Annotated in this window: 23 protein-coding genes and 1 riboswitch; of the genes, 13 read left to right on the top strand and 10 right to left on the bottom strand. The window is 55.7% G+C overall.

Annotation, left to right across the window (positions count from 1 at the left end):
* Positions 1-88 precede the first annotated feature (88 nt).
* From thiE to AUQ43_RS14520, 3 genes are all read right to left on the bottom strand, one after another.
* Complete coding sequence (gene thiE / locus AUQ43_RS14530) at positions 89-733, bottom strand: thiamine phosphate synthase (RefSeq protein ID WP_062956923.1); 645 nt, start codon at positions 731-733, stop codon at positions 89-91.
* Positions 730-1,539 (bottom strand): hydroxyethylthiazole kinase, encoded by an 810-nt coding sequence (gene thiM / locus AUQ43_RS14525; protein ID WP_062956922.1) that lies wholly within the window; start codon positions 1,537-1,539, stop codon positions 730-732. Before thiM ends, thiE begins: the two co-directional genes overlap by 4 nt.
* A 70-nt stretch (positions 1,540-1,609) precedes the next feature.
* A riboswitch (TPP riboswitch) is annotated at positions 1,610-1,715 on the bottom strand.
* Positions 1,716-1,835: 120 nt separating this feature from the next.
* On the bottom strand, positions 1,836-4,202 hold the full coding sequence (locus tag AUQ43_RS14520) for a Tex family protein (protein WP_062956921.1): 2,367 nt from the start codon (positions 4,200-4,202) through the stop codon (positions 1,836-1,838).
* Positions 4,203-4,448: 246 nt separating this feature from the next.
* Here AUQ43_RS14520 and AUQ43_RS14515 point away from each other — a divergent pair, with 246 nt between their 5' ends.
* Entirely contained in the window at positions 4,449-4,712 is a 264-nt protein-coding gene (locus tag AUQ43_RS14515; RefSeq protein WP_062956920.1) for a DUF1674 domain-containing protein, read from the top strand.
* Between the two features lie 83 nt (positions 4,713-4,795).
* Here the strand turns inward: AUQ43_RS14515 and rpe are convergent, their stop codons facing one another.
* The gene (rpe, locus tag AUQ43_RS14510; protein WP_062956919.1) at positions 4,796-5,461 is read right to left on the bottom strand and encodes a ribulose-phosphate 3-epimerase; all 666 of its coding nucleotides are present in this window, start codon (positions 5,459-5,461) and stop codon (positions 4,796-4,798) included.
* Positions 5,462-5,593: 132 nt separating this feature from the next.
* Positions 5,594-6,937 carry an RsmB/NOP family class I SAM-dependent RNA methyltransferase gene (locus AUQ43_RS14505; RefSeq protein ID WP_062956918.1) on the bottom strand — a complete coding sequence of 448 codons (1,344 nt, stop codon included), beginning with the start codon at positions 6,935-6,937 and terminating at the stop codon, positions 5,594-5,596.
* A 205-nt stretch (positions 6,938-7,142) separates the two neighbouring features.
* Here AUQ43_RS14505 and AUQ43_RS14500 point away from each other — a divergent pair, with 205 nt between their 5' ends.
* The 4 genes from AUQ43_RS14500 to purH all read left to right on the top strand — a co-directional run bounded on the left by AUQ43_RS14500 (position 7,143) and on the right by purH (position 13,779).
* Positions 7,143-8,153, top strand: a complete 1,011-nt coding sequence (locus tag AUQ43_RS14500; RefSeq protein ID WP_062956917.1) for a glycosyltransferase family 4 protein — start codon at positions 7,143-7,145, stop codon at positions 8,151-8,153.
* Between the two features lie 126 nt (positions 8,154-8,279).
* The gene (locus AUQ43_RS14495) at positions 8,280-10,229 is read left to right on the top strand and encodes a nucleoside-diphosphate sugar epimerase/dehydratase (protein ID WP_062956916.1); all 1,950 of its coding nucleotides are present in this window, start codon (positions 8,280-8,282) and stop codon (positions 10,227-10,229) included.
* 223 nt (positions 10,230-10,452) lie between these two features.
* Positions 10,453-11,859 (top strand): VOC family protein, encoded by a 1,407-nt coding sequence (locus AUQ43_RS14490; RefSeq protein ID WP_198157172.1) that lies wholly within the window; start codon positions 10,453-10,455, stop codon positions 11,857-11,859.
* A 342-nt stretch (positions 11,860-12,201) separates the two neighbouring features.
* Positions 12,202-13,779 (top strand): bifunctional phosphoribosylaminoimidazolecarboxamide formyltransferase/IMP cyclohydrolase, encoded by a 1,578-nt coding sequence (purH, locus tag AUQ43_RS14485; RefSeq protein WP_062956914.1) that lies wholly within the window; start codon positions 12,202-12,204, stop codon positions 13,777-13,779.
* A gap of 78 nt (positions 13,780-13,857) precedes the next feature.
* Here the strand turns inward: purH and AUQ43_RS14480 are convergent, their stop codons facing one another.
* The gene (locus AUQ43_RS14480) at positions 13,858-15,309 is read right to left on the bottom strand and encodes a heme biosynthesis protein HemY (protein ID WP_062956913.1); all 1,452 of its coding nucleotides are present in this window, start codon (positions 15,307-15,309) and stop codon (positions 13,858-13,860) included.
* Positions 15,306-16,463, bottom strand: coding sequence for a COG4223 family protein (locus AUQ43_RS14475; protein WP_232310689.1), 1,158 nt, complete (start codon positions 16,461-16,463; stop codon positions 15,306-15,308). The genes AUQ43_RS14480 and AUQ43_RS14475 overlap by 4 nt, the downstream gene beginning before the upstream one ends.
* On the opposite strand from AUQ43_RS14475, the gene AUQ43_RS20580 reads away from it, so the two are divergent.
* Positions 16,453-16,866: a hypothetical protein gene (locus AUQ43_RS20580; RefSeq protein WP_232310688.1), complete on the top strand. Its 414-nt coding sequence runs from the start codon at positions 16,453-16,455 to the stop codon at positions 16,864-16,866. The two genes, AUQ43_RS14475 and AUQ43_RS20580, sit on opposite strands and share 11 nt — an antisense overlap.
* 23 nt (positions 16,867-16,889) lie before the next feature.
* On the opposite strand, the gene AUQ43_RS14470 is transcribed toward AUQ43_RS20580, so the two are convergent.
* Together AUQ43_RS14470 and hemC are read right to left on the bottom strand one after the other, a co-directional pair.
* On the bottom strand, positions 16,890-17,609 hold the full coding sequence (locus AUQ43_RS14470; RefSeq protein ID WP_062956911.1) for a uroporphyrinogen-III synthase: 720 nt from the start codon (positions 17,607-17,609) through the stop codon (positions 16,890-16,892).
* Between the two features lie 23 nt (positions 17,610-17,632).
* Complete coding sequence (hemC, locus tag AUQ43_RS14465; protein ID WP_062956910.1) at positions 17,633-18,577, bottom strand: hydroxymethylbilane synthase; 945 nt, start codon at positions 18,575-18,577, stop codon at positions 17,633-17,635.
* A gap of 290 nt (positions 18,578-18,867) precedes the next feature.
* On the opposite strand from hemC, the gene tsaD reads away from it, so the two are divergent.
* The 5 genes from tsaD to AUQ43_RS14440 all read left to right on the top strand — a co-directional run bounded on the left by tsaD (position 18,868) and on the right by AUQ43_RS14440 (position 22,130).
* Positions 18,868-19,926, top strand: coding sequence for a tRNA (adenosine(37)-N6)-threonylcarbamoyltransferase complex transferase subunit TsaD (tsaD, locus tag AUQ43_RS14460; protein WP_062957339.1), 1,059 nt, complete (start codon positions 18,868-18,870; stop codon positions 19,924-19,926).
* A 69-nt stretch (positions 19,927-19,995) separates the two neighbouring features.
* A complete protein-coding gene (locus AUQ43_RS14455) occupies positions 19,996-21,000 on the top strand; it encodes an NAD(P)H-dependent glycerol-3-phosphate dehydrogenase (RefSeq protein ID WP_062956909.1) in 1,005 nt (334 codons plus the stop codon).
* A gap of 102 nt (positions 21,001-21,102) precedes the next feature.
* On the top strand, positions 21,103-21,381 hold the full coding sequence (locus tag AUQ43_RS14450; protein WP_008888584.1) for a YciI family protein: 279 nt from the start codon (positions 21,103-21,105) through the stop codon (positions 21,379-21,381).
* Positions 21,382-21,384: 3 nt separating this feature from the next.
* Positions 21,385-21,798: an EVE domain-containing protein gene (locus AUQ43_RS14445; RefSeq protein WP_062956908.1), complete on the top strand. Its 414-nt coding sequence runs from the start codon at positions 21,385-21,387 to the stop codon at positions 21,796-21,798.
* The gene (locus AUQ43_RS14440) at positions 21,795-22,130 is read left to right on the top strand and encodes a Rieske (2Fe-2S) protein (RefSeq protein WP_062956907.1); all 336 of its coding nucleotides are present in this window, start codon (positions 21,795-21,797) and stop codon (positions 22,128-22,130) included. The genes AUQ43_RS14445 and AUQ43_RS14440 overlap by 4 nt, the downstream gene beginning before the upstream one ends.
* Positions 22,131-22,169: 39 nt before the next feature.
* Here AUQ43_RS14440 and AUQ43_RS14435 read toward each other — a convergent pair whose 3' ends face one another.
* On the bottom strand, positions 22,170-22,979 hold the full coding sequence (locus tag AUQ43_RS14435) for a carboxylesterase (RefSeq protein ID WP_062956906.1): 810 nt from the start codon (positions 22,977-22,979) through the stop codon (positions 22,170-22,172).
* 57 nt (positions 22,980-23,036) lie between these two features.
* On the opposite strand from AUQ43_RS14435, the gene AUQ43_RS14430 reads away from it, so the two are divergent.
* Together AUQ43_RS14430 and AUQ43_RS14425 are read left to right on the top strand one after the other, a co-directional pair.
* Entirely contained in the window at positions 23,037-24,251 is a 1,215-nt protein-coding gene (locus AUQ43_RS14430) for a glycosyltransferase family 4 protein (protein WP_062957338.1), read from the top strand.
* Positions 24,248-25,246, top strand: a complete 999-nt coding sequence (locus AUQ43_RS14425; protein WP_084272113.1) for a glycosyltransferase family 9 protein — start codon at positions 24,248-24,250, stop codon at positions 25,244-25,246. The genes AUQ43_RS14430 and AUQ43_RS14425 overlap by 4 nt, the downstream gene beginning before the upstream one ends.
* Positions 25,247-25,451 lie beyond the last annotated feature (205 nt).

The raw sequence follows: 25,451 nt of genomic DNA, 5'->3' as shown, positions 1-25,451 counted from the left end.
GCACTTTGGGCGCGGCAGCCATGCGTTCTGCGCGCGGATCGTTGCCCTGATGGTGTTGTGCAAACGGTGCCGGTAAATCCGCGAAACTCTATTTCGTACGATTGCGCGCAGATTTAAGAGTTTCCGCGATATGGGCGGTGGCCTGTTTTGGGTCCGGTTGTCCACAAATGGCTGACACAACAGCCACGCCATCTGCACCGCTTTCAAGTGCTGGGAGCACATGTTCACGCTTAAGCCCGCCAATCGCGACCGATGGCAGGCCGACCATCCGGACCAGCTTTTCCAGCCCGTCAAATCCGATGGCGGGTTTGTGGTCGGGTTTGGTGGGGGTCGCGAATACCGGTCCAATGCCGACATAATCGACAATGGTGCGATCAACCTTTTGCGCGACCTCTTCGCTTTCAATCGAAAGGCCGATGATCTTGTCCGGGCCAAGGCGATCACGCGCGATTTGTGATGGCAGATCATCCTGTCCGACATGTAGCCCATGCGCGCCGATCGCGATGGCTGCTTCGATGTCATCATTGACGATAAGCGGCACGTTGGTGCCTTCCATCGCGCGCATCAATTCCCGGCCAGCGCGAATGAGGCCGTCTGTTCCGGCCTCCTTGTCACGCAGCTGAACGATGGTCGCACCCCCGGCAATCGCGGCCATCGTGGTTTCGACCATCGAATGGCTGCGACAGAGATCGGGATCAAGCACCAGATAAAGCGACAGATCAAATGACGTCATTGCACATCAATCCGAAGATTTTTGGCATAGGTTGCGCCATCAAGATTGTGAAGACCATCGATGAAGGCGGTCATAAAGGATGCCGGACCGTTTGACGTCTTGGCCGCGATTTCGCCTGCCACGGCAAAGTTGCCAAGGGCGGCCACCGTGGCGTCAAACGCCTGATCGGGTGCAATCGCCAGATAAGCGCCGACAAGCGCGGTCAGCGAGCACCCCGTGGCGGTGATTTTTGGCATCAAATCCGACCCGCCGGCAATGCGCACCGAACGCGTGCCATCCGTCACGAAATCAACCGCACCCGTTACCGCAACAACGCAGCCTTGGCTGCTTGCAAGGCTGCGTGCGGCATCTTCTGCCTGTTCGACAGGATCGCCACTATCGACCCCCTGACCAGCACTTTGACCGCCGCCAAGGGCAATTATTTCCGAAGCGTTGCCGCGAATGACAGTGGGGTTGAGTTTCAAAAGCCCGGCCAAAGCGTTCCGGCGATAGCCGGTCGCAAAATGCGCGACCGGATCAAGAACCCAAGGTTTTTCGGCATCATTGGCCGATTTGGCAGCGGCAATCATGCCTTCGACCCAACTGGGGGAAAGGGTGCCGATATTGACCGTCAGCGCCCCGGCAATCGCGGCAAATTCGCCGGATTCTTCGGGTGTATGAACCATCGCGGGCGAGGCACCCGCCGCCAACAGAACATTGGCGGCATAATTCATCGCGACATAGTTGGTGATGCATTGAACAAGCGGATTGGTCGCACGCATGCGTTCAAAAAGATCGGTCGCGGTATGGGAAATTTCGGTCGTCATGTCGTGGCTCCAATGCAGAAACGTTGCGGTTGGAGACCCAGTTCGAAGTCGGAAAGATGGAGAACGTCGTAACCGGCGTTCGCACCGTCCCTACGCCAGTATGAACTGGATCAGGTTCAAAGGGTCACTGCGCGGCAGTTTCTCAGCCCCCTGTCGGGGCTCCCCTTGGTGAGTGCTCAACATGGGTTTCAAACCGCTTTCTGTCAATTGATCGGGTGAGAATGGCGTGCAAAGAAAATGGCGGGATCAATATGTGACCCCGCCTTCTCAAACATGATGTTCTTTGTCGTGTGTCGTTACTTGCGCCGTTCCATCGCAGCTTTAAGGGCCGCAGCCATCGCACCACCATCACCGCCGGAATTGCCAGCCGCATTCCCGCGGCCCGCTCCGCCCTGAGGAAGATTTGCCGATGAATGCTGCGAACGGTTGCCCCCGCGTGGGGCCGTGCTGCGATTGTCTGTACGCTTTTCACGTGTGCCTTCGTAATCGGGTGCGGATTTCATCGAAAGCCCGATACGTTTGCGCGGCGCATCAACTTCCATGACAGTAACCGACACAATCTGGCCTGCCTTGACCACCTGACGGGGATCCTCGACGAACTTGTCGGCCAGCTGCGAGATATGAACCAGACCATCCTGATGCACGCCGATATCAACGAACGCGCCAAAATTGGTGACGTTGGTGACGGTGCCTTCAAGCTTCATGCCGGTGCGCAGATCCTTGATCTCATTCACACCCTTGGTGAATTTGGCGGTCTTGAATTCCGGGCGCGGGTCACGGCCGGGCTTATCAAGCTCGGCAATGATGTCGCGGATGGTTGGCACACCAAATGTGTCATCGGCGAAATCTTCAGGTCGCAGCGTCTTGATAAAGGCCGAATCCCCGATCAGGTCTGCCAACGGCTTGGCGGCCTTGGCACTGATTTTTTCGACCAGCGGATAGGCTTCCGGGTGCACGGCCGATGCGTCAAGCGGGTTATTCGCCCCGCGAATGCGCAAGAAGCCCGCGCATTGCTCGAAGGCCTTTGGTCCAAGACGCTCGACCTTTTTAAGGTCAGCACGCGACTGGAACGCTCCGTTGGAGTCGCGATAGCCGACAATATTGCGCGCCAGTGTCTCGGTCAGGCCAGCCACACGGGTCAGAAGCGGGATGGAGGCGGTGTTAAGGTCAACACCCACACCGTTCACGCAATCCTCAACCACGGCATCAAGCGAACGGGCCAGTTTGGTTTCCGATACATCATGCTGATATTGCCCAACACCGATGGATTTCGGCTCGATCTTCACCAGTTCTGCCAGCGGGTCCTGCAGGCGGCGCGCAATTGATGCCGCCCCGCGCAGCGACACATCAAGGTCGGGGAATTCTTCAGCGGCGAACTGGGATGCGGAATAGACCGAAGCACCGGCTTCGTTGACGATCACCTTGGTGGCCTTAAGCGCCGGGAAGCGTTTAAGCATCTGACCGGCAAGCTCGTCGGTTTCACGTGAAAAGGTTCCATTGCCAATCGCGATCAGTTCGATCTGATGGCGGGCCGCAAGCGCGGCCATGGTGTTGATCGCGCCTTCGACGTCATTGCGCGGCTGGAAGGGATAAACCGTTGCGGTATCCACCAGCTTGCCGGTGGCATCAACCACCGCGACCTTGACCCCGGTACGTACACCCGGATCAAGACCCATGGTCGCCTTTTGCCCGGCAGGGGCCGCCAGCAACAGGTCTTTCAGGTTATCGGCAAACACCTTGATGGCACCTTCTTCGGCGGAATCGCGCAACGTGCCAAACAGATCAAGCTCAATCGACAGCGACAGTTTGACGCGCCATGTCCAGCGCACAGTATCCATCAGCCATTTGTCAGCAGCACGACTTTTGTCGGCAATACCGACATGGGCGGCAATCATGACTTCGGCGCGGCCTGGCTGGCTGCGCGGACGGTCTTCGTCTTCTTTGCCAAGGGTCAGTTTCAGTTGCAGGATGTCTTCGTTGCGGCCCCGGAAAAGGGCCAGCGCACGGTGTGACGGGCAGGTTTTGATTTTTTCGGAATGCTCAAAATAGTCTGAGAACTTGGCACCTTCGGCCTGTTTGCCCTCGATCACCGACGCGGTGATTTCACCTTCATTCCATAAATGATCACGCAGTTTGGCGACAAGGTCGGCATCCTCGGCAAAACGTTCCATCAGGATCTGGCGGGCGCCATCAAGGGCGGCCTTGGTGTCTTCGATGCCTTTTTCGGCATCGACAAATTTGGCCGCCTCGGTTTCCGGATCCAGCGTCGGATCATTAAACAGGCTATCTGCCAGCGGCTCCAGCCCGGCTTCGCGCGCGATCTGGGCTTTGGTGCGGCGCTTTTTCTTGTAAGGCAGGTACAAGTCTTCAAGGCGAGTCTTGGTATCAGCCTCGTTGATCGCGGCTTCGAGTTCCGGCGTCAGCTTTTCCTGATCGCGGATGCTCTCGAGCACGGATGCGCGGCGTTCTTCAAGCTCTGTCAGATAGCGCAGGCGTTCTTCCAGCGTACGAAGTTGGGTGTCATCAAGCCCGCCAGTCTTTTCCTTGCGGTAACGGGCGATGAACGGAACGGTGGAGCCTTCATTAAGCATCTCGACGGTGGCAATGACCTGTTCCGGACGAACCGAAAGTTCTTCGGCGATACGCTGGGGAATTGGACGCATGGTTTCTCCTTGTTTTGCTCGTAAGCTTGGAATAGCGGCTTTGAGCCTGCGCGAAAAGAGCCTGTTTTTTGCAAATTTTCGCACGCGGCCACATCAGGATTCCCTGTTTGATTCCAAAGGCCTGAAATCACTTGGGTTTGTGCATGCTTTTGCCCGATGGTCAGTGGACTTGCCGATATGGGTCGCGCACGTTATTTCTTTGGGAAATGTGATTTACAGGGCCATGCCCAAAGCAGGAGAAGCCGAATGGCCGGAAAGTTCCGCGAAACCGTCATTCACGAAGTTCCCAAGGAAAAGGCAGAGCCGCAGGCGGAAGCCAATCCGGCGTCTGAGGACATTGCCGGTGCAGAAGAAGCGCCCAAGCTGTCTCAGGATGCAATCAACGCCCTGAATGAGGCGAAGGCTGCCAAGGAGGCAGCCGCCAAGGCCCGCGAGATTGGCGGACCCAAAGGTCCGGAGCCGACCCGCTTTGGCGATTGGGAAAACAAGGGCCGCTGCATCGATTTCTGATTGCTGGGTTTGAGACAGATACAAGAAAGGCCGGAGCGATATGCACCGGCCTTTCTTGTTTGGGCGATCAACGCTGTCGCAGATTATGCGCCGCGGATGGCCTTGATGTTGTTGGCATATTCAGACGGACCACCTTTGAAGGTAGCGGAGCCTGCGACCAGCACGTTCGCACCGGCTTCGATCACCTGAGGCGCGATTTCAGGGTTTACGCCGCCATCGACTTCAAGGTCGATATCGCGACCGGTCGCATTGATCATCTTGCGGATCCGCTTGATCTTTTCAAGCTGGCTTGGGATGAATTTCTGGCCGCCAAAGCCCGGGTTCACGGTCATGACCAGAACCAGGTCGACCATGTCCATGACATATTCAATCACACTTTCCGGGGTCGACGGGTTGAGCGAGACACCAGCCTTTTTGCCCAGCGACTTGATCAGCTGCAGCGAGCGGTGCAGGTGTGGGCCGGCTTCGGCGTGGATGGTGATGATATCGGAACCGGCATTGGCAAATGCCTCGATATAAGGATCGACCGGCGCGATCATCAGATGCACGTCAAACACCTTGTCGCTATGTGGGCGGAGTGCTTTGACCACGTCCGGGCCAATGGTGATGTTCGGTACATAGTGGCCATCCATCACATCGATATGGATATAGTCAGCACCCGCTTCGTCAACAGCGCGGACATCAACGCCAAGCTGGGCGAAATCGGCCGAAAGGATCGAAGGTGCGATTTTAATGTCTGACGTGGTCATGCGTCACAGGTCCTGAAGCGATATGGGATACGGGCAATTCGCGGCCTTCATACCCCAGATTGCACCCCATGTCACCCGAATGGGACTCATGGCTGCCTTGTGTGCGTCAAACTATGATCTTGTGGCTGAAAATCAGGATTTTTTGACAAGGCGGGCACAGAAAAAGCCATCCATGCCGCCAAAATCGGCCATGTGAATCGGCAGAATGCGCAATTCACCGGCGTCATTGATCGCCTCGTCCCAGCCACCAAGTTCATTCGCAGTGACGGGTTTGCGTTCATAATTTGGGTGATCGGCAAGGAAGGATTTGACCTGATGCTCGCCCTCTTCGGGTTGCAGTGAACAGGTGCAATAGATCAATTCGCCCCCGACATTCAAAAGCTTGTCGGCCTGACGCAGAAGTTTGCTTTGGATTGGTAGAAGCGATTGCATCAGCTTGTCATTCTGGCGCAGCAAAATGTCCGGATGGCGGCGAATGGTGCCGGTGGCCGAACAGGGCGCATCAAGGAGCACGGCATCAGCACGCGGTGTGTCGGGTGCCAGATCGGTGGCATCGCCAGTGACCACAGCCGCACCCAGTGACACACGTTCAAGGTTCTCGAAAACGCGTTTCAGGCGGCCTTCGGATTTATCGACCGCAATTGCACTGGCACCCAGAGATGCCAACTGCATCGTCTTGCCACCCGGTGCGGCGCACAGGTCATAGATGGTTTTGTCCTGATAGGCCGAAAACAGGGTTGCTGGGATGGCAGCGGCTGCGTCCTGCACCCACCAGTCGCCATACTTGTAACCCGGCAAATCGCGAATGCGTCGACCCGGTTCAAGTCGTACCGACCCGGTCGGCAAGACAATGCCGTCCATCTTTTCAGCCCACTCCGCCGATTGCGTGCGATCCTTGATCGACAGATCCAGCATCGCATGACCAAGGCAGGATTCGGCGATGCCCTGGGCGATTTCGGCGCCATAGGCCTTTTTCCAGGATCCGCGCAGCCATGCCGGGATGTTGAGCTGCCAGTCTTCGACACCTTCGGGCCATTCAAAGCCGTCACGCTGCAAACCACGCAGAACCGCATTCACAAGCTTCACATATTTATGCAGGCCAGCATCGCGGGTCAGGTTTACCGTGCTATCGACCGCACCGTAATCTGTTGTGTCCATAAAGAACAGTTGTGCGACACCCAGACGCAGGATGTTGGTCAGACGTGCCGCAACCCTGTCCTGTGGCGGCTGATAGCGCGGCGCAAGCACCGCATCAATTTCGCCCAGATGGCGCAGGGTGGTGCCAAGCAACTGTCGCAGGAAATTGCGATCAAGTGACGGCAGGCCATAACCATGCTTTGACAGAAGCTCGTCCAACGTCACTTCACCGCCGCGCAGTTCCTGCAGGGTCTTGAGTGCAAGCATGCGCGGATCCGGTGCCTCCGCCTGTTTGCGGGGGGCATTGCGCTGGGATGGACGGGAACGACGTTCTGCCAAAGGATATCTCCGGTTTCAGTTTATGTGCTGTAGTTAAGCCCAGCATGGCAAACTGTAAAGCATCAAGCATGGTTTTGCGCGGCATAGCTGCCTTGTGCGGCTTGGCCGGATGCATTGATCGGGTGAAAAGCCTTGCGATGGGCAATTGGTCCGGCTAATCCAGACGGATCGATCTGACGGGGACAGGGACAAGGGCGATCCAACGATGACTTTTGCAGGACTTGCGACCTTTGCAAGCATCTTTCTGGTTGGCTCCATGTTGCTGACATGGGTGGTGCTGAACTATCTGCGGTGCAAGGCAATCCTTGACATGCCCAACCACCGTTCCAGTCACGCCGTTCCGACCCCGCGCGGTGGCGGGCTTGCTGTGACACCGCTTTTGATTGTGCTGGTGGCAGGTGTTTTTGCCTTTACCGGTGTAACAGAAATCACGGATTGGTTGATGCTGGGGGCCTGTGCCGGACTCGGGTTGCTCAGTTGGCTTGATGATCGTCATGACCTGTCTGCCGCCAAACGTTTTGCTGTGCAATTTGTCGCCGTAATCATTGGCATGTTGGCGCTTGATAAACCGGTTCTTGGGGGGCTGGTGCCGATCTGGCTGGATCACGTGTTGGTGGTTTTGGCATGGGTCTGGTTTATTAATCTGTTCAATTTCATGGACGGGATTGACGGGATTACCGGTGTCGAAGCGGGTTCAATCGGCCTTGGGATTTTCGTGCTCGCGCTTTATGTGCCGCTACCGCAATTCATTGGTCTTGGTTATATCGGGCTTGGCATTCTTGCGATCATGATCGGGTTTCTGATCTGGAACTGGCATCCTGCGAAATTGTTTCTTGGTGATGTCGGGTCGGTACCGCTTGGCTTTATTCTGGGGTGGCTGTTGTTAAAGGTCGCATCCGAAGGGGCATGGGCCATCGCGCTGATTTTGCCATCCTATTATCTGTTTGATGCAACATTTACCCTGATCAAACGTGCCTTGCGGCGCGAGAAAATCTGGCAGGCGCATCGTGAACACTTCTATCAGAAAGCCGCCCAGCGCGGCTTTTCCCATGCCCGGGTGTCGGTCATGATCCTGATCAGCAACCTTGTTCTGATCGGTGTCTGTTTTGCCCAGAGTGATACGCCGGACTGGATGCGGGTGATTGCAGCACTGATTGTTGTGCTTGGTCTGGTTGGCATGATGGTGCGGATGCCTGTGCGCGGAAACGCGGAGTGATGAACACTCTTCCGATGCGGGCACTGCTTGACTTGATCGGGACAGGGCGCGAAAAGAAAGCCTTATCCGCCAGTTGCAAAGCGGGTATATCCTTATAAAAACATAAATCTGCGAGTAAGGGACCGCATGCTGCGATCGTTTCAGCGAAGCCACATCGCCTTTGTCCATGACGTCATCATGGCGGCAATCTCATTCCCGTTGGCGTTGTATCTGCGGGTCGGGGATGGTGTGGTTTACTATGCGCCGCAAAACATCCTGTTTTCGGCAGGTATCTTTACGCTGATCGCGGCTGTGTCCTTCTGGTATTTCGGGCTCTATCGCGGGATCTGGCGCTATGCGTCGCTGAATGACGTGATCCGGATTGCCAAGGCCGTCTCGGTTGCGGTGGCCGTCCTTTTCCTTGTTCTGTTTCTGACAACGCGCCTTGACTGGATGCCGCGTTCGGCGCCGATTATTCAGTGGTTTTTGCTGATGGCGCTTTTGGGTGGGTCGCGTCTGACCTATCGGATTGCCAAAGACAAATCAACGGCGCGCGCACTGGTGCGCCAAGGGACGTCACGTTTGCCGGTTCTGTTGATCGGGGCGGGCGATGAGGCCGAGGCCTTTATCCGTGAAACCGAACGATCTGCTGATACGCCATTCAAGGTGATCGGCATTGTTTCCCTGACTCAGGGGCGTGTCGGGCGTAACATGCACGGTGTTGATGTTCTGGCGACGGTTGATCAGCTCGAAGATGTAATTTCGAAATTGCAAAAGGGCAGGTACGGTTTGCCACGGCGGCTGGTTCTGAGCGGGGATGCGCTTCGCCATGAAGACAACGCCAACTGGGTCGAGATCGCTGATCGCTATGGCATGACGCTGGCGCGTTTGCCCAAGCTGGGTGATCTGCGTGAAGGCCTTGCTGATCCGCTGCAAATTCGCCCGGTCGCGATTGAAGATCTGCTGGGCCGTCCTCAGGCGCGGCTGGATCGAGATCGTGTGCGCGAAATGATTTCCGGCAAACGTGTGCTGGTCACGGGTGCGGGCGGATCAATCGGCTCGGAACTGGTGCGGCAGATCGCATCCTATGACCCAAGCAGCCTGACCTTGCTGGATGCCGGGGAGTTTCAGCTTTACGCCATCGACATGGAAATGGCGGAAAAGCACCCGGATATTCCGCGCGACAGTATTCTTGGCGATGTGCGCGATCAAACCCGGATCGGTCAGGTGTTTGATCGCTACAAACCCGAAATCGTGTTCCATGCGGCGGCGTATAAGCATGTGCCGCTGGTTGAGCACAACCCCAACGAAGGCATTCTGACCAATACGCTGGGCACACGGAATGTGGCTGAGGCCTGCCGTGCGGCCGGTGTCGGCACGATGGTTCTGATTTCAACCGACAAGGCGGTGAACCCGGCCAACGTCATGGGCGCATCAAAACGCCTGGCGGAATGTTATTGTCAGGCGCTGGAAACCTTGCCACTTGACCAGCGCGGATCGACCCGGTTTGTGACTGTGCGCTTTGGCAACGTTCTGGGTTCTACCGGGTCTGTGGTGCCGTTGTTCAAGCGCCAGCTTGAGGCGGGCGGACCGCTGACTGTCACGCATGAAGGCATTACCCGATACTTCATGACCATTGCCGAGGCGGTGGAGCTTGTTCTGCAATCAGCGGAACTCGGACGTCACGGGGTGACCGAAGGCGGAAAGATTTTCGTCCTTGATATGGGCCGCCCGGTTAAGATCGTTGATCTGGCGCGACAGATGATCCTGCTGTCTGGCTTGCAGCCGGACAAGGATGTGGAAATCAAGGTGACCGGCTTGCGTCCGGGTGAAAAGCTTTATGAAGAGCTTTTCCATGACTCAGAACCGCCTGTTCCGACCGAAACCGACGGGGTGCTCTTGGCGGCGCCGCGTGTGGTAGATTACAGCCTGATCAAGCAGGTTTTTGATGCATTGGAAGACAGTGCAACCAACCGTAACACGACAAAAACGCTGGAGCTGATCAGCCAGTTGGTGCCGGAATTCCAACCGCCGGAGATCGGTGTGAAGTCGATTTTTGCTGACAGGAATGACAGCGAAACCGAGACGGCCTCTTAGGGTTTCTTGTCGCTCCACTGGAAATCGACCCTGCTCGACCCATTTCCATTCTTCGTTTCAGAGGTTTTCACGTTCATTCTTTGACGGAATGAATTCGTGCAAAATTGTCGTTTGTCATGCCCGAAAGCGGGCCATATTTTGCCATCCTGATGATGAATGGGAATGACCCTGCCCGGCAAGGACATTCCATCGGTTCACTATGATCCCGTCTTTTGGAGGCCCCATGTCGACAGACGCCTTAGTCCATCCTGATGAAATCCGTTTGATGTTTTCAAGCGCGATGTCTGACTTGTATCGCAGCGAAGTGCCGCAATACGGCACGCTGATGGAACTGGTTTCCGAGATCAATCAGAGCAAACTTGAAGCCGAAACCGAACTTGCCGATAGCCTTGCACATAACAGCGAGCTTGAGCGTATCGACCTTGAACGCCACGGTGCGATCCGGCTCGGTAAACCAGAAGAACTGTTTAACATGCGCCGCTTGTTTGCCGTTATGGGTATGCATCCGGTGGGCTATTATGATTTGTCTGTTGCTGGTGTGCCGGTGCATTCAACCGCATTTCGCCCGATTGACGAGGAAGCGCTTAAACGCAATCCGTTCCGTGTCTTCACGTCTCTTTTGCGTCTGGAGCTGATCGAAGACGAAGATCTGCGAAGCCAAGCCGAAGGCATTCTGGCACAGCGTGACATCTTCACCGCGGATGCCATTAAACTGATTTATCTGGCAGAGAAAAACGGCGGTCTGACCCGAACGCAGGCAGAACAGTTCGTTGCCGAGGCATTGGAGACCTTCCGTTGGCATAGCGATGCGACCGTAACGCTTGAAACCTATCAGAAACTTCATGACGCCCATCGCCTGATTGCCGATGTGGTCTGCTTCAAGGGGCCGCATATCAACCACCTGACACCGCGCACCCTGGATATCGATGCCGTGCAGCAGAACATGCCCAAGCGTGGCATCACGCCAAAGGCAATTGTTGAAGGGCCACCTGCACGGTCCTGTCCGATCCTGTTGCGCCAGACCAGCTTCAAGGCACTTGAAGAACGGGTGAACTTTATCGGTGGTCGCCGTGATGAAACGGTCGGAACCCATACCGCCCGGTTTGGCGAGATCGAACAGCGCGGCATCGCCCTGACCGCCGAGGGGCGCAAGCTTTATGATACGTTGCTGGCCGCGACTCGCCATGCTGTGCAAATCAATGCGGGCGGCTCCAACGCACGCGATTATGAAGCCGAACTGGCTGAACGCTTTCGCGCCTTCCCGGATGACTATGAAACCCTGCGTGTCGAAAAACTGGCTTTCTTCCGCTACAGCCCGACCAAGGCAGGTTTGAACGCGGCTAAGAAAGAGGATCTGGCGGGGTCGATCAACGCATTGGTCGATCAGGGATATCTGCGTGCCGATCCAATCATCTACGAGGATTTCCTGCCGGTCAGTGCGGCTGGGATTTTCCAGTCCAATCTTGGCAGTGACGAGCAGAAAAACTATTCCGAACAGTCCAACCAAAAGGTATTCGAAGACTCTCTTGGGGCACCGGTTGGTGATGAACTCGACCTGTATGCCGGGCTTGAGCAAGACTCGCTAAACACAGCGCTTGAGGCACTCGGTATACGCAAAAACGTAGCCTGACTGTCAGCTGGGTAATATCTGGGCGAGGTGGCCGTAATGTCACCGCCGCTTTGCGTTACAGGTGGATCGGCGTCAACACACCTGGAAACCCGCCATGCAAGAATCGGGGTCCACATTTTGCGTCGCACATGCTAAAGCTCCGCGCGAAACATGGTTCGGACTCATTGATCATGTGTCGGCCCGGATCGGACGCATCTGTTTCCAATCCCGTTTAAAGGCCGGTTTGCCCGCACACTTTCATTTCGCATGCACGAGCAGCCATGCGCATTCCTGATTTTGTGGGCCGATATATCATCAATGGGTCCGCAACCTTCATCACATTGATGCATGAAAGCGAACCCAATGACTGCTCGTATTGCGCGCGCGCTTATTTCCGTTTCCGACAAGACCGGTCTGGTCGAATTTGCCAAATCCCTCCACGCACAGGGTGTTGAAATCCTCTCAACCGGTGGCTCTGCCAAGGCGATTGAAGCCGCTGGCGTGCCGGTCAAAGAAGTTGCCGATCACACCGGTTTTCCCGAAATTATGGACGGTCGCGTCAAGACTCTTCATCCGAAGATTCACGGCGGCCTTCTGGGCCGCCGTTCTCTTTCCAGCCATATGCAGGCGATGGAAGATAACGACATTTCCCCGATCGATCTGGTTTGTGTGAACCTGTATCCGTTCGAGGAAACCGTTGCAAAAGGTGCCGATTTCGATACCTGCATCGAAAATATCGATATCGGCGGGCCAAGCATGATCCGCTCTGCGGCCAAGAACCATGAGTCGGTGACAGTGGTTGTTGATCCGTCCGATTATGACCGCGTCGTTGCCGAGATGAATGACAATAGTGGTGCCACCACCGCTGAAACCCGCCGTGTTCTGGCTGCAAAGGCCTTTGCCCGCACGGGTGCTTATGACTCGGCGATTTCAAGCTGGTTTGCCGGTGAACTTGGTGAAACCTTCCCGCAACGTTTGAATGTTTCGAGCGAACTGAAACAGACGCTGCGTTACGGCGAAAACCCGCATCAGCAGGCAGCGTTCTATACCAACGGCAAGAACCGTCCCGGTGTGGCCACCGCGACCCAGCTGCAGGGCAAGGAACTGTCGTTTAATAATCTGAACGACACCGACGCCGCGTTCGAGCTGGTGTCCGAGTTCGATGAAAAGCCGGCAGTTGCGATCATCAAACACGCCAATCCATGTGGCGTTGCCGAAGGTGAAAGCCTGATTGAAGCCTATAACAAGGCGCTTTCTTGTGATCCGGTATCGGCGTTTGGTGGCATCATCGCTGTCAACCGTACGCTTGATAAACAAACGGCCGAAGAAATCGCCAAACTGTTTGCCGAAGTCGTCATCTGTCCGGATGCCGATGACGCCGCCAAGGAAGTTCTGGCTGCAAAGAAAAACCTGCGTCTTCTGGTCACCGGTGGTATGGCCGATCCGGCAGGCGAAGACATGACGCTGCGTTCGCTGGCGGGCGGTTACCTGCTTCAGAACCGTGATGCCGGTCGCGTCAAACGCGACGAGCTGAAAGTTGTGACCAAGCGCAAGCCGTCCGAGGCAGAGCTTGATGATCTTCTGTTTGCTTTCCGCGTTGGCAAGCACGTCAAATCAAATGCCATTGTCTATGTCAAAGACGGCAAGACTGTTGGTATCGGTGCTGGTCAGATGAGCCGTGTTGACAGCTCGCGCATTGCGGCATGGAAAGCGGAAGAAGCTGGCAAGAATGCCGGCGAAAGCGATCTGCGCACGCAGGGATCAGTGGTATCGTCGGACGCGTTCTTCCCGTTTGCCGATGGTCTTTTGGCCGCGGTCAAGGCGGGTGCGACCGCAGTGATCCAGCCCGGTGGTTCCATGCGTGACGAAGAAGTCATCGCCGCAGCTGATGAAAATGACATCGCCATGGTCTTTACCGGCATGCGTCATTTCCGCCACTAGGCGCTTCGGGCCTTAAAAGCAAAACCCCGCAAGGATGTGCCTTGCGGGGTTTTTTGTTGGTTGGGTCAGAACGGAAAATCAGGCCTTAATGGTTGCCTTGCCGTCTTTGGTGTCATCGTTTGTCGGACCGACTTTGGCTTTGTCCGTTTCTGTATCCTGATCAATAACGACGCCGGTTTGTGCAATCGCAGATGGTTTTGCGGTGTCCGGTTTTGCGGTTTCCTTGGTGGCATCGCCCTGATGAACGCGAAGCGGTGCCCGCCATTCAACGCTGCCAAACGAATGACAGGACGGGCAGGAAACAACCCAGCGGTCAGTTTCAGCGCCGCAGGCCCCGCAACGCCAATCCGGATCAGGATTGGCATGGCTTGCCTTGATCAGCAATTCACGCGCCTTTGCACCGTCCTGATTTTCACGCAACTCAAGATCGGCCAGAAGGCGGTAATGACGCGCTTCGGCCTTTGTTGCCATGGCCTTTTCAATATTGCTGCGTGCAATGCCCCAAAGATCGGCTTCAAGGGCAGCTTCGGCCAGGACGATCTGGCTTTCAACATGACCGGGGTTGTTGGCAACCAGCTTTTCAACTGATTTGACCTGTGCCAACGGATCACCCGTCAGGGATTCTCGGAAAATAGCCCCCAGCGCCGCGGACGGGGCGGTGCGCCAGCTTTGCATCACGACATCGCGTGCCTTGCTATCCTGTTTCAGATCACGATAAAGCCCGGCCAGAAGCACTGCAGCGCCGGTGAAGTCGCCCGCAGAGTTGAGCGCTTTGCGCAGAAGCTTGATGGCCTCGGCATTTTCACCGGCGGCGATGGCGTCTTCTGCCTTTGCCGTGATCAGAAGGGCGCGGCGATGGGTGAGTTCTTCCTCGCTAAAGACGGATGCTTTCTGCGCATCAACCAACAGGCTAAGCGCCCTGTCCCAGCGTTTGGAGGTCAGCAGCAAGTCAAACAGTGTCACTATGACAGCCGGATTGCGTGGACGCAGCCGGTGTGCCCGTTCAGCATAATCAAGCGCAGAGTCGCGATCATCGGCTTTCAGGGAAAGCTGTAACAGACCACGAAGCCCAAAGAACGCAGAGTCGGGCTTCTCGAGCATCGCCTCAAACTGACGCTTGGCGGCATCATTGTTGCCATCAAGCTCTGCGGCTTGTGCGGTTAAAAGCCGGGTCAGTGTGTCATCCTCAAGATAACGGTCCACAGCTCTTGTATGGCGGAGTGCCTGACGCACATCACCTGATGCCAATTCCAGCAACCCCATGGTCAGGGCCTGCTGGCCTTTTTTGCGGCGTCGGCTGCCCAACAGGCGGCCGAGCCAGCCTGGCGAATTGGCAATGATGGTCCAGCCACGCCACAGCAAGACCAGAACGGCCGTCAGCGCCAACAAGCCAAGCGCAACCATGCCGATTGACCCGTCAAAGCGATATCCCAGCCAGACAATTGTCATGCGGCCCGGATTATCGGCAAACCAGACGGTGCAGAAAACCAGTGCGGCGGTGATCAGGATAAAGATCAGAAGGCGGATCATTGGCTACCCTCCGGACCGGTACTGGTCAGAATGCTGATTGCATGTGAGCTCAGTGTAGCGATCGCGTCATTCAGGGTCTGGCGATTTTCGGCAGCCTGAAGCCAGTCACTGACGGCGGCAGCAGCATGATCGCCTTCGATCCCTTGAAGGGCCTCAACGGCGGCATCAAGGTCATCTTGTGCCAAGGCGTTCTCTGCCAGAACCAAGCGACCTTCAAGCGACTCTTCGCCCGCTGTATCCACACGCCGGATCGGAACCAGCTTCTTGATGTTTGCCCAGGTCGCATCAAGGACACTTCCAGAATGATCATCGGTGGCAGCCGCGACGGCTTCCTGTGCCATCGCCGGGAAGGACTGGCGTAGTTTTTCAAGCGTCGGTGCGCCTTGTTCGGCCAATGGTTTCAGGGTTGCGATCTGTTGCGCAATGACTTCGTCGTCGCCTGCACTGCGTTCAAGCTGGTTCAAAGCAATCACAAATGGTCCGCCCCGCTGAAGGGCATCACGTAGGATGGTCACGGCCATGACAATTGCCTGACCGCGGCTTTCAACCCGCAGGCCGCTGGTCGCACGGATTTCTTCTTCCATGGTCGACAGGCGCGCAGACAGTTCGCGCATTTCATTGGCGACACCGGCCAGTTCGCTCTCGACCCGTGCCAGTTCCTCGATCGGGGCGGTACGGGTTTCGATTTCTGCCATGCGGCGTGCAACCGTGTTGTTCAGCGTGTCGCCACGTTCGTTATTCAGGCGTTCACGAAGCGCATCAATCGTACCTTCCAGACGCGACAGGCGTTCGGTCAGATCGGGATCAATTACAACAGCCCCATCCGGGATGGGGTCGGCATTTGCTGTTGATGCACTGTTTTCACCCGCACTTGGCAGCATGTCTTCGGTTGCGAGTGCGCCATCATCCTTCTCGGCCATTCCGGCATCTTCGCTGGGGTCTGGAAGAGTTCCACCATCCGAAGAGCTGGTATCAGCCGGGGTGTTTGTAACGGCAACTTCGGTGCCGGACGTTACATCCGGGCCAACGCCCTCTGGCGCGATTTCAGCAAGAATTTCGCCAGGAATATACTGTGCCAGAACCGGTTCGGCATCGCGCCACCAGATGGCACGCGTCAGCCAACCAGCAGCCAAGGCGCCGACAATGATGATCACGAAAAGGAACAGAGCTTTTCCACCGCCGCCGCTTTTGCTTTTGGGTGCAGTGCCTGGCTTGGGCGAGGCGGCCTTTGCTCCATCTACGGGTTTGGTGTTTTTGGAGTCGGGTTTCGAGGTGCCGCCTGTCGGTGCACCAGCATTGTCTGTGGTTTTGCCCGCAGCGCTGCTGTCTTTGGTCGTGCCGGTTGCACCAGCCTTGCCCGTTCCGGCGTTTGGCACGCTGGACTTTGGCGCAGACCCTGTCTCGGCCTTTTTGCTGGTCGAGTTCGCATTGCCCTTGCTATCAACGGAAATGGTTTCGGACGATTCTTTTTTATCGGCCGAATTTGCGGAAGCATTGGTTTTTGGCGTTTCTGGTGTTTTCACGATCAGACCATTGCAGTTTGCGGTTATTCCCTAAACGGCGTTAGGCGCTGGAAGCCATCACGACAGGGACCCTAGCTCGGAAAGAAGGTATTCTTGTGTCGGTTGTGATGCAACGCGCGTTCTATGCCATGTAAGGTCGGATATCTTCGATTGCACCGCCGGACTCAGGCAAATTGCGCTCGTTTTTGACAAGTCTCTCTCCAGCTTATAGCTGCGCACAAGCTTAACAAAGGTTTCCGCAGTGCGGGGAGAGAAAAATAAAATAGCATCAATATGATGGTTGCGCAGGGCTTCGAGGACGTGTTGCGGAAGCGTGCTGCTTTCACGCGCCTCGTAAACGGTTTGGCGGTCTATCTGATAGCTGTCAGCCAAAAGCATTTGACCAAGATCACCGGCTGTCTTGCGTGCCGCCGGATGGAACAATGACCCGCGCCGGGGATCAACCATTTTGCGAATCAATGCGGCCAGATCATGGATGTCCCCATTGGCCGAATGAACATCACCAAAGCCAAATGCACGGCATGTACGCGCCGTGGCGTCACCAACACAATATGCCGGAAGGGACCGGTCATCGGTCAGCTTGACAAAGGCCCGTACACCGTTTGCGGATGTAAAGATCACGGCTTGATAGACAGTCATATCAAGCGGCTGAACCGGTGCAGGGAACGCAATATTCAGCATTGGCGCAGACAGGTGGCGGAAGCCGCGCTCGTCAAGCGCGGCCAAAAGATCGGCAGAGTCGGTATCGGGCCGGGTATTCAGTACCAAGGGTCCCATCTGCGTCCCTGTCTGTTGCCAAATCAGGCGGAAATGAAATCTGGACCGCCACGCTGTTTAAGTTCTTCACCGGCATCTGTGCCCGCGGTGCTTGCTGTTTCCAAATCCGGTTTGGCAATCATTCGTTCGGTATCAAGACGTTCGCTGCCATCAGGACGTACGATCGATACACGCAGCCGCAGGCTGCCATCGTCCTGAAATTCGGCCAGTGCAGCAATCGGGGTGCGGCATGATCCATCAAGTGCCTTAAGGGCTGCGCGTTCGGCTGCCACACGAATGGCAGAAGTTTCGCAATGAAGCACGGCAAGCCATTCTTTGCTCTGCGTATCGCTTTCGCGAATGGTAATCCCGATTGCACCTTGTGCAACAGCGGGGAGCATTTCGTCTTCGGATATCGGGGCGGTGGCGATTTCGGGCTGTCCCAGACGATTCAGGCCAGCCATTGCCAGAAGCGTTGCATCAACTTGTTCTTCGCTGAGTTTGCGCAAACGGGTCTGCACATTCCCGCGGAAGGTGATGACCTTGAGGTCAGGAAACTTGTTCAAGATCATGGCTTGGCGACGAAGGGATGCCGATCCGATTACGGACCCGGCAGGCATTTCCGCAAAGCTTTTGTATTTCAGTGAAATAAACGCATCGCGGACATCTTCGCGTGGTAGAATAGTCGGCAGGATCATGCCGTCCGGCAGAACCGTTGGGACATCCTTCATGCTGTGGACAGCAAGGTCGATCTCTCCGCCCAGAAGCGCGTCATCGATTTCCTTGGTGAACAGTCCTTTGCCACCGATTTCAGAAAGGGCACGGTCAAGAATCTTGTCGCCAGTGGTGGTGATCACGGTGATGGCGATTGCACCTTCCTCGGCAAGTTCCGGGTGGGCGTTTGCAAGTTTGTCACGGACCTCATGCGCCTGCGCCAGAGCGAGGGGCGAACCACGGGTACCAATGCGAAGTTTTGCTGTATCTGTCATGGGTGAAGTCTTAGTCTTAAAACTGTTTAAAAACAAGGTCTGCGGGCAGGGTTCTGCCCCTGTTAAGAGGTGTGGATTTTCGGTGATTGTAACGGCTCGAATTTGTGCGGCATTGATTTAAGTCGCGGGTCAAAAACTTCGTGCCCTTCGCGAAACGCGATAACTGCATATGGCAGTTGCGTAGCACAGGGGTGGAAAGCACGGAAACTTTCGGCTACATCATCGCCACGCCTATCATTGGATTCCGATTGCCGCAAATGGCGGCAGAGCTGGCTAAACGGATCAGGATCATGATCGTTCTGGGTATCGAAACAAGCTGTGATGAAACGGCCGCTGCTGTTGTGAATGACAAGCGCGAAATTCTGGCAAACCGTGTTTTGTCCCAGCTTGATGACCATCGCCCTTATGGCGGAGTTGTGCCTGAAATCGCAGCGCGCGCCCATCTTGAACATCTTGACCGTCTTGTCGCCGAGGCCATGGACGATGCCGGTGTGGGTTTTGACGACCTTGACGCCGTAGCCTGCACGGGTGGTCCGGGACTGATCGGTGGTGTGATGGTGGGTACGATGACCGCCAAGGCGATTGCCTTTGCCGCCCAAAAGCCGTTTCTTGCTGTCAATCACCTTGAAGGTCACGCATTGACCGTGCGCCTTACCGATGATGTCGCCTTTCCCTATCTGCTTTTATTGGTGTCAGGTGGGCATTGTCAGGTTCTGATTGTCGAGGGTGTCGGCAAATACAAGCGTATCGGAACAACCATTGATGACGCGGTCGGTGAGGCTTTTGACAAAACGGCCAAGATGATGGGGCTTGGTTATCCCGGTGGTCCGGCGCTTGAAAAGATTGCGGCCAAGGGCGACCCGAACCGGTTTGGACTGCCGCGCCCGTTACGTGGGCGTCCGGGTTGCGATTTTTCCTTCTCGGGGCTCAAGACCGCCGTTCGGACTTATCTGGACGGCTTCCCGGTCGAACAGCAGACGGAAGAAGTCAAAGCCGACCTTGCCGCATCCTTCCAGCGTGCGGTGGGTGATACCCTGATTGACCGGGCGCGCAATGCGGTGTTTGAATTCATGCGCGATCATCCGGGTGGCAAAACGCTGGTGCTTGCTGGCGGGGTTGCAGCGAATAAATATCTGCGCACCCGTCTGGTGGAGCTGACCGATCAGGCGGGTATGGAACTGGTTGCGCCACCGCTTAATCTTTGCACCGATAACGCAGCCATGATTGCATGGGCCGGGCTGGAACGTTTCCGCCTTGGGGAACGCGATGATCTTGATTTCAAACCGCGCCCGCGTTGGCCGCTCGATCCCGAAGCACCCAAACGTCCCGGTGCCGGGGTAAAGGCGTAAGGCCAAACTGACCTCGTTTGACGTATTTTCCGATCCTTAAGACAACTTCACTTTTGCCGGATACAGATCATGAAAAAGCGCATTACAGTTGTGGGTGGCGGTGCCTGGGGGACGGCCTTGGCTGTGCAGGCTGTTCGGGCCGGTGAAGATGTTGAACTGATCTTGCGTAACGAAGATCTGGCGGACCAAATCAATACCAAGGGTGAAAATGATCTTTATCTGCCCGGGATCGAATTGCCCCGGGAGCTTCGTGCAACCACCCACTATGAAGGATTGCGCGACTCTGATGCGGTTTTGCTGGTCACCCCCGCCCAACATTTGCGCGAAACCCTGACCAAATTGTCCTCGCATTGGCCAGATACGCTTCCGGCAGTAATTTGTAGCAAGGGCATTGAAAAGGAAACCGGCGCGCTGATGGCGCAGGTGGTTTCGGAAACCCTTGGCAATGTGCCGGTCGCGGTTTTGTCAGGGCCGACATTCGCACAGGAAGTCGCGGTCGGCCTGCCCGCTGCGATCACGCTGGCCTGTGAGGATCGCGTGCTTGGCAAACAGTTGGTCGAGTTGATCGGGACGCCGGAATTTCGACCCTATTTCAGCACGGATGTGGCCGGTGTTGAAGTCGCGGGTGCGATCAAGAACGTGCTGGCGATTGCCAGTGGTGTGGTGGCCGGCTTGCAACTGGGTGATAACGCGCGGGCTGCATTGATCACCCGCGGTATTGCCGAAATGTCGCGTCTGGCCGTTGCCATGGGCGGTCGGGTTGAAACCATGATGGGCCTGGCTGGTCTTGGTGATTTGACGCTGACCTGTACCGGGACGCTTTCACGCAATTACACCTTTGGCGTCGCGCTGGGCGAAGGTCGCAAGGCAGAGGACATTCTGGCCGAGCGCCGGTCGGTGACCGAAGGCGTGCACACCGCGGCATCAATCACAGCTGTTGCCAGCAAATATGGTGTGGAAATGCCGATCTGTGCGGCAGTTGATCAGGTTGCCAATCATGATGCCGATCTCCGCAGTACGATTAACGCCCTGTTGCAACGTCCTTTCCGTGACGAACTTGAAAACGCCGACTAGATCCTGTCATCACGGTTTTGTGCGGCTTTCTTCGACTTGAGAATACGCGGGGCTTCTGTCAATTTAGGGGTATTGTTCCCATAAAAAAGCAGGAAACCGTTCATGCATTTCTATATTCGTTGCGTTGACAAGCCCGGCCATCTTGATGTGCGCAAGGCCAATCGCGAAGACCATCTGGCTTATATCAAGGGCGGTTTTGCGGATCGTATTGTTGCTGCGGGCCCGACTCTCGATCCTGATATGGAAGGTATGAATGGCTCTGTCTTTATCATCGAGTTTGATGCCATCGAAGACGCCCGCGAATTTGCAGCCAATGATCCTTATGCCAAGGCTGGCCTGTTCGAATCCGTTGTCATCCGCCCGTTCAAGAAGGTCTTCTGAGCCATGGCATATTGGCTGGTCAAAACCGAACCGGGAAGCTGGTCGTGGGACGATCAGGTCAAGAAGGGTGTGGAAGGCTGGGATGGTGTGCGGAACCATCAGGCGGCCAAGAACCTGCGTGCGATGAAAATCGGCGACAAGGCGTTCTTTTATCATTCGGTGAACGAGAAACGCATTGTCGGGATTGTCGAGGTGGTCCGCGAATACTACCCGGATCCGACCGATGAAAAGGGCAAGTTTGTTCAGGTTGATTTCGAAACGGTCAAGCCGCTGAAAACACCAGTGAGTCTTGCTGATATCAAAGCTGATCCGCGCTTTGCCGATCTTGCCTTGCTCAAGCAATCGCGTCTGTCGGTCATGCCAATTGATGACGCGTCCTGGGCTGCGATTTGCGAGATGGGCGGGGTCAAACCATGAGCGATCTTCCTGCAGCGGGAACGGTCCTTTGCGCGCTTGGCGATCTTGATGCAACGGGTGCAAAGGGTCTTAATCTTGGCGGTACAGGCATTTTTGTCGTGCGCAGTGGTGACGACGTCTTTGGCTATATCAACAGCTGCCCGCATATCGGTGTGCCACTGGATATGGAACCGGACGAATTCATCAGCGACTTTGGTGATGAAATCATCTGTTCGACCCATGGTGCACGTTTTCGGATCGAGGACGGCGAATGCGTTTCCGGTCCGTGCGCTGGTGACATGCTTGAACCGGTTGCGGTGAAAATAAAGGACGATCAGGTCATTCTGGCCTGATCGTCTATTGCCACATCGAATTTACGCAAAGACGGCGCGTTAACGCACCGTCTTTGCGATCACCTCATCAATATGTTTTGTGATGACATCAAGCTGATCAGGCTCTGACAGGCGATGATCCCCGGTCTTGATCAAATCTACCCGAACGTCTTCAGTTGCCAGTGCCTCGGTCAGGCGGAGCGCTGTTTGCCAGGGCACATCAGGGTCCTGCATGCCCTGAACCAGCCGGACCGGGCATTGGAGATCAATCGGCTTGCGCAGCAAAAGCTGGCTGCGGCCATCCTCAATCAGATCTTTGGTAATCGTGTACGGATCATCACCATATTCGGTCGGTTCAATCAGCGCGCCTTCATCCATAATTGTCTTTTTCTGATCTTCACTGAACTGCGCCCACATCAGGTCTTCTGTAAAGTCGGGTGCAGCGGCGATGCCGACAAGTCCGGCGACACGTTCCTTGCGCGCAAGGGCTGCCAAAAGCATGATCCAGCCACCCATCGAGGAGCCGACAAGAATCTGCGGACCGGAGGTGATTTCATCAAGAACAGCAACTGCATCGCTGGTCCATTTGCCGATTGTGCCATCTGCAAATTTGCCCGACGATTGTCCGTGACCGGAATAGTCAAAGCGGGTATAAGCCACTCCCTGCCGAGTGCAGTGCGCCTCAAGATGAGTGGCCTTGGTTCCTGTCATGTCTGACATGAAACCACCAAGAAACATCACGCCAGGTGCATTTGGCGTCTCTGGGCTAGATTGCTTGCCCGGCACGTGATGGTATGCGATTTTTGATCCATCTGGCCGGTTGAGAAATTTCGGCTTTTGGGGCTGTGGCGTCGGCAGATCATGTGTCATCCGAGGCAATTGTCCTTGGGTGTTGGTGGTTGGAGTTGCATGAGCGCGTCAGAAGTAATGACAGATACAGTCTATCGATCAGAGCCCCAAGCGCAAGGCGGGGACTACCGACCTGCCGTTATTTTACAGGTACTTCCTGAACTGGATGCCGGTGGTGTCGAGCGTGGTACTGTCGATATTGCGCGTGCCATTGTCGATGGTGGTGGCAAGGCGCTGGTTGCATCACAAGGTGGTCGACTGGAACGCGAACTTTCTCGCTTTGGCGCGCAACACATCACCCTTCCGCTGAAATCAAAGAATATTTTGACCATGCGCAAGAATATTGATGCGCTCGTCAAACTAATCCGTGAAGAGGGTGTCGATATCATTCACGCCCGTTCGCGTGCGCCGGCCTGGAGTGCCTATTTTGCGGCGCGCAAGACGGGTATCCCGTTTGTGACGACCTTCCACGGGACCTACTCCGGATACACCAACCCGTTCAAGCGACGCTATAATGCGATCATGACCATGGGTGATCAGGTGATCGCGATCTCCAAGCACATCGCAAATCACATCAACAAATACTACAAGGTTGAACCAGATCGCCTGAATATCGTGCCGCGCGGTACCAACGTGGACCTGTTCAATCCGGAAAATGTAAGTCAGGAGCGCCTGATTGCACTTTCCAACCAGTGGCGTCTTGATGGCGAAGAATATGTCATCATGCTTCCGGGGCGTATCACCCGTTGGAAGGGGCATGGTTTCCTGATCCGTGCGTTACCGGCGGTTCTTAAGGAGCTCGGTCATCGCAAGGTGCGATGCCTGATTGTCGGCTCTGATCAGGGCCGTACCGGGTATCGTGAGGAAATTCTCCAAATCACACGCAAGCTGGGTTTGGAAGATGTGGTTCATATCGTTGATCACTGCAACGATATGCCAGCGGCTTATATGCTGGCGGATGTTGTTGCATGCCCATCTACCGAACCAGAAGCTTTTGGTCGTATTCCTTCTGAAGCACAGGCCATGGGGCGCCCGGTTGTGTCAACCGCACATGGTGGGGCGATGGAGACAGTTCTCCCCGGTGAGACCGGCTGGTTGGTGAGTCCGAACGAGGTTGATCAGCTCTCACGTGCGCTCATTCAGGTCTTGAATTTGACGCCGGAAAAACGGGCAAAACTCGCAACCAAGGGACGTAATCACGTGATTGCGGAGTTCTCATTAGAGCAAATGGCCGAACGTACGCTCAATGTCTACGCCAAGGCACTCAAACGGGTGACCAGGAACGCTGCATGATTAATAAGCAAACGGAGAATGTCGCCACAGAATCCCAAGGTTCTGACACGCGTGAGCGCATTCTGGTCATTAAGCTGTCGGCACTGGGCGATGTTGTTCTTGCAATGGGGCCGTTTGCAGCCATTCGTGCCGCCCATCCTGATGCGCACATTACTGTCCTTACCACAAAGCCTTATGTCGATCTGATGAAGGCGAGTGGATTTTTCGATTCAATTGCCATAGACCGCCGCCCGAAGCTCACCCAGGTGCGTGAAGTTCTGGCTCTCCGGCGTTTCCTCAAGAATGGCCGATTTGATAGGGTCTATGATCTTCAAACGTCAGACCGGACAGGGTTCTATTTCAAGCTGTTCTGGCCTGGGCCGAAGCCGGAATGGTCCGGCATTGCCAGAGGATGTTCACATCCTCATGCCAACCCGGCGCGCGATACCATGCACACGATTGATCGTGTGGCCGAACAGCTTGCAGATGCAGGTATCAAGGAGGTTCCGGCCCCGTTTCTTTCCGGGCCGGACATTGATCTGGAGCGTTTTGGTGTTAGAAGCCCGTTTGTCCTGATTTGTCCGGGCGGAGCGCCGCATCGCCCCGCGAAACGTTGGCCAGCCGAGCGCTTCGGATTACTGGCCAAGAAATTGGCAGACTACCGATTGACTCCGGTTCTGATTGGCACAGCAAGCGAAGCGGATGTACTGAACCGGATTGACCAGATGTGCCCAAAGGCCCGAAATCTCATGGGGCGGACAGGGTTTCTTGATATTGCATCGCTTGCCGCGCGCTCGGTTCTGGCAATTGGCAATGACACGGGACCGATGCATATTGCCGCGGCGGCCGGTGCACCGTCAGTCGTTCTGTTTTCGCGCGAGTCTGATCCAAAACTCAGTGCGCCACGCGGTCATGGTCCAAATGCCGTCAGTATCGTGCGTGAAAACGATCTGCGCCAACTCACGGTGAAACGGGTGATGGACGTCATTCGCGAACGCCTTGATCTGGTGGACTAGGATTTTGGACATTTCCCCAATTTGTTAGTCCCGGACAAAGGCGCGGAAAATAGGGCTTTGAGGCGACTGGAATTGCCTAAAAACATTGCTTTCTGAACGCACGTGGATATGCTAGGTGAGGTCTCAAGGAAAACACCTCGTAAGTTCCGGGTGTGCTTTCCTGTTTCTGTTTCTGACCGATTTGTTTGATGACCATAGGAGATTA

The sequence above is a fragment of the Thalassospira sp. MCCC 1A01148 genome, assembly GCF_001613795.1.
GTDB lineage: Bacteria > Pseudomonadota > Alphaproteobacteria > Rhodospirillales > Thalassospiraceae > Thalassospira.
The sequence above is the reverse complement of the archived record's forward strand: the minus strand, read 5'-3'. Positions and strand labels throughout refer to the sequence as shown.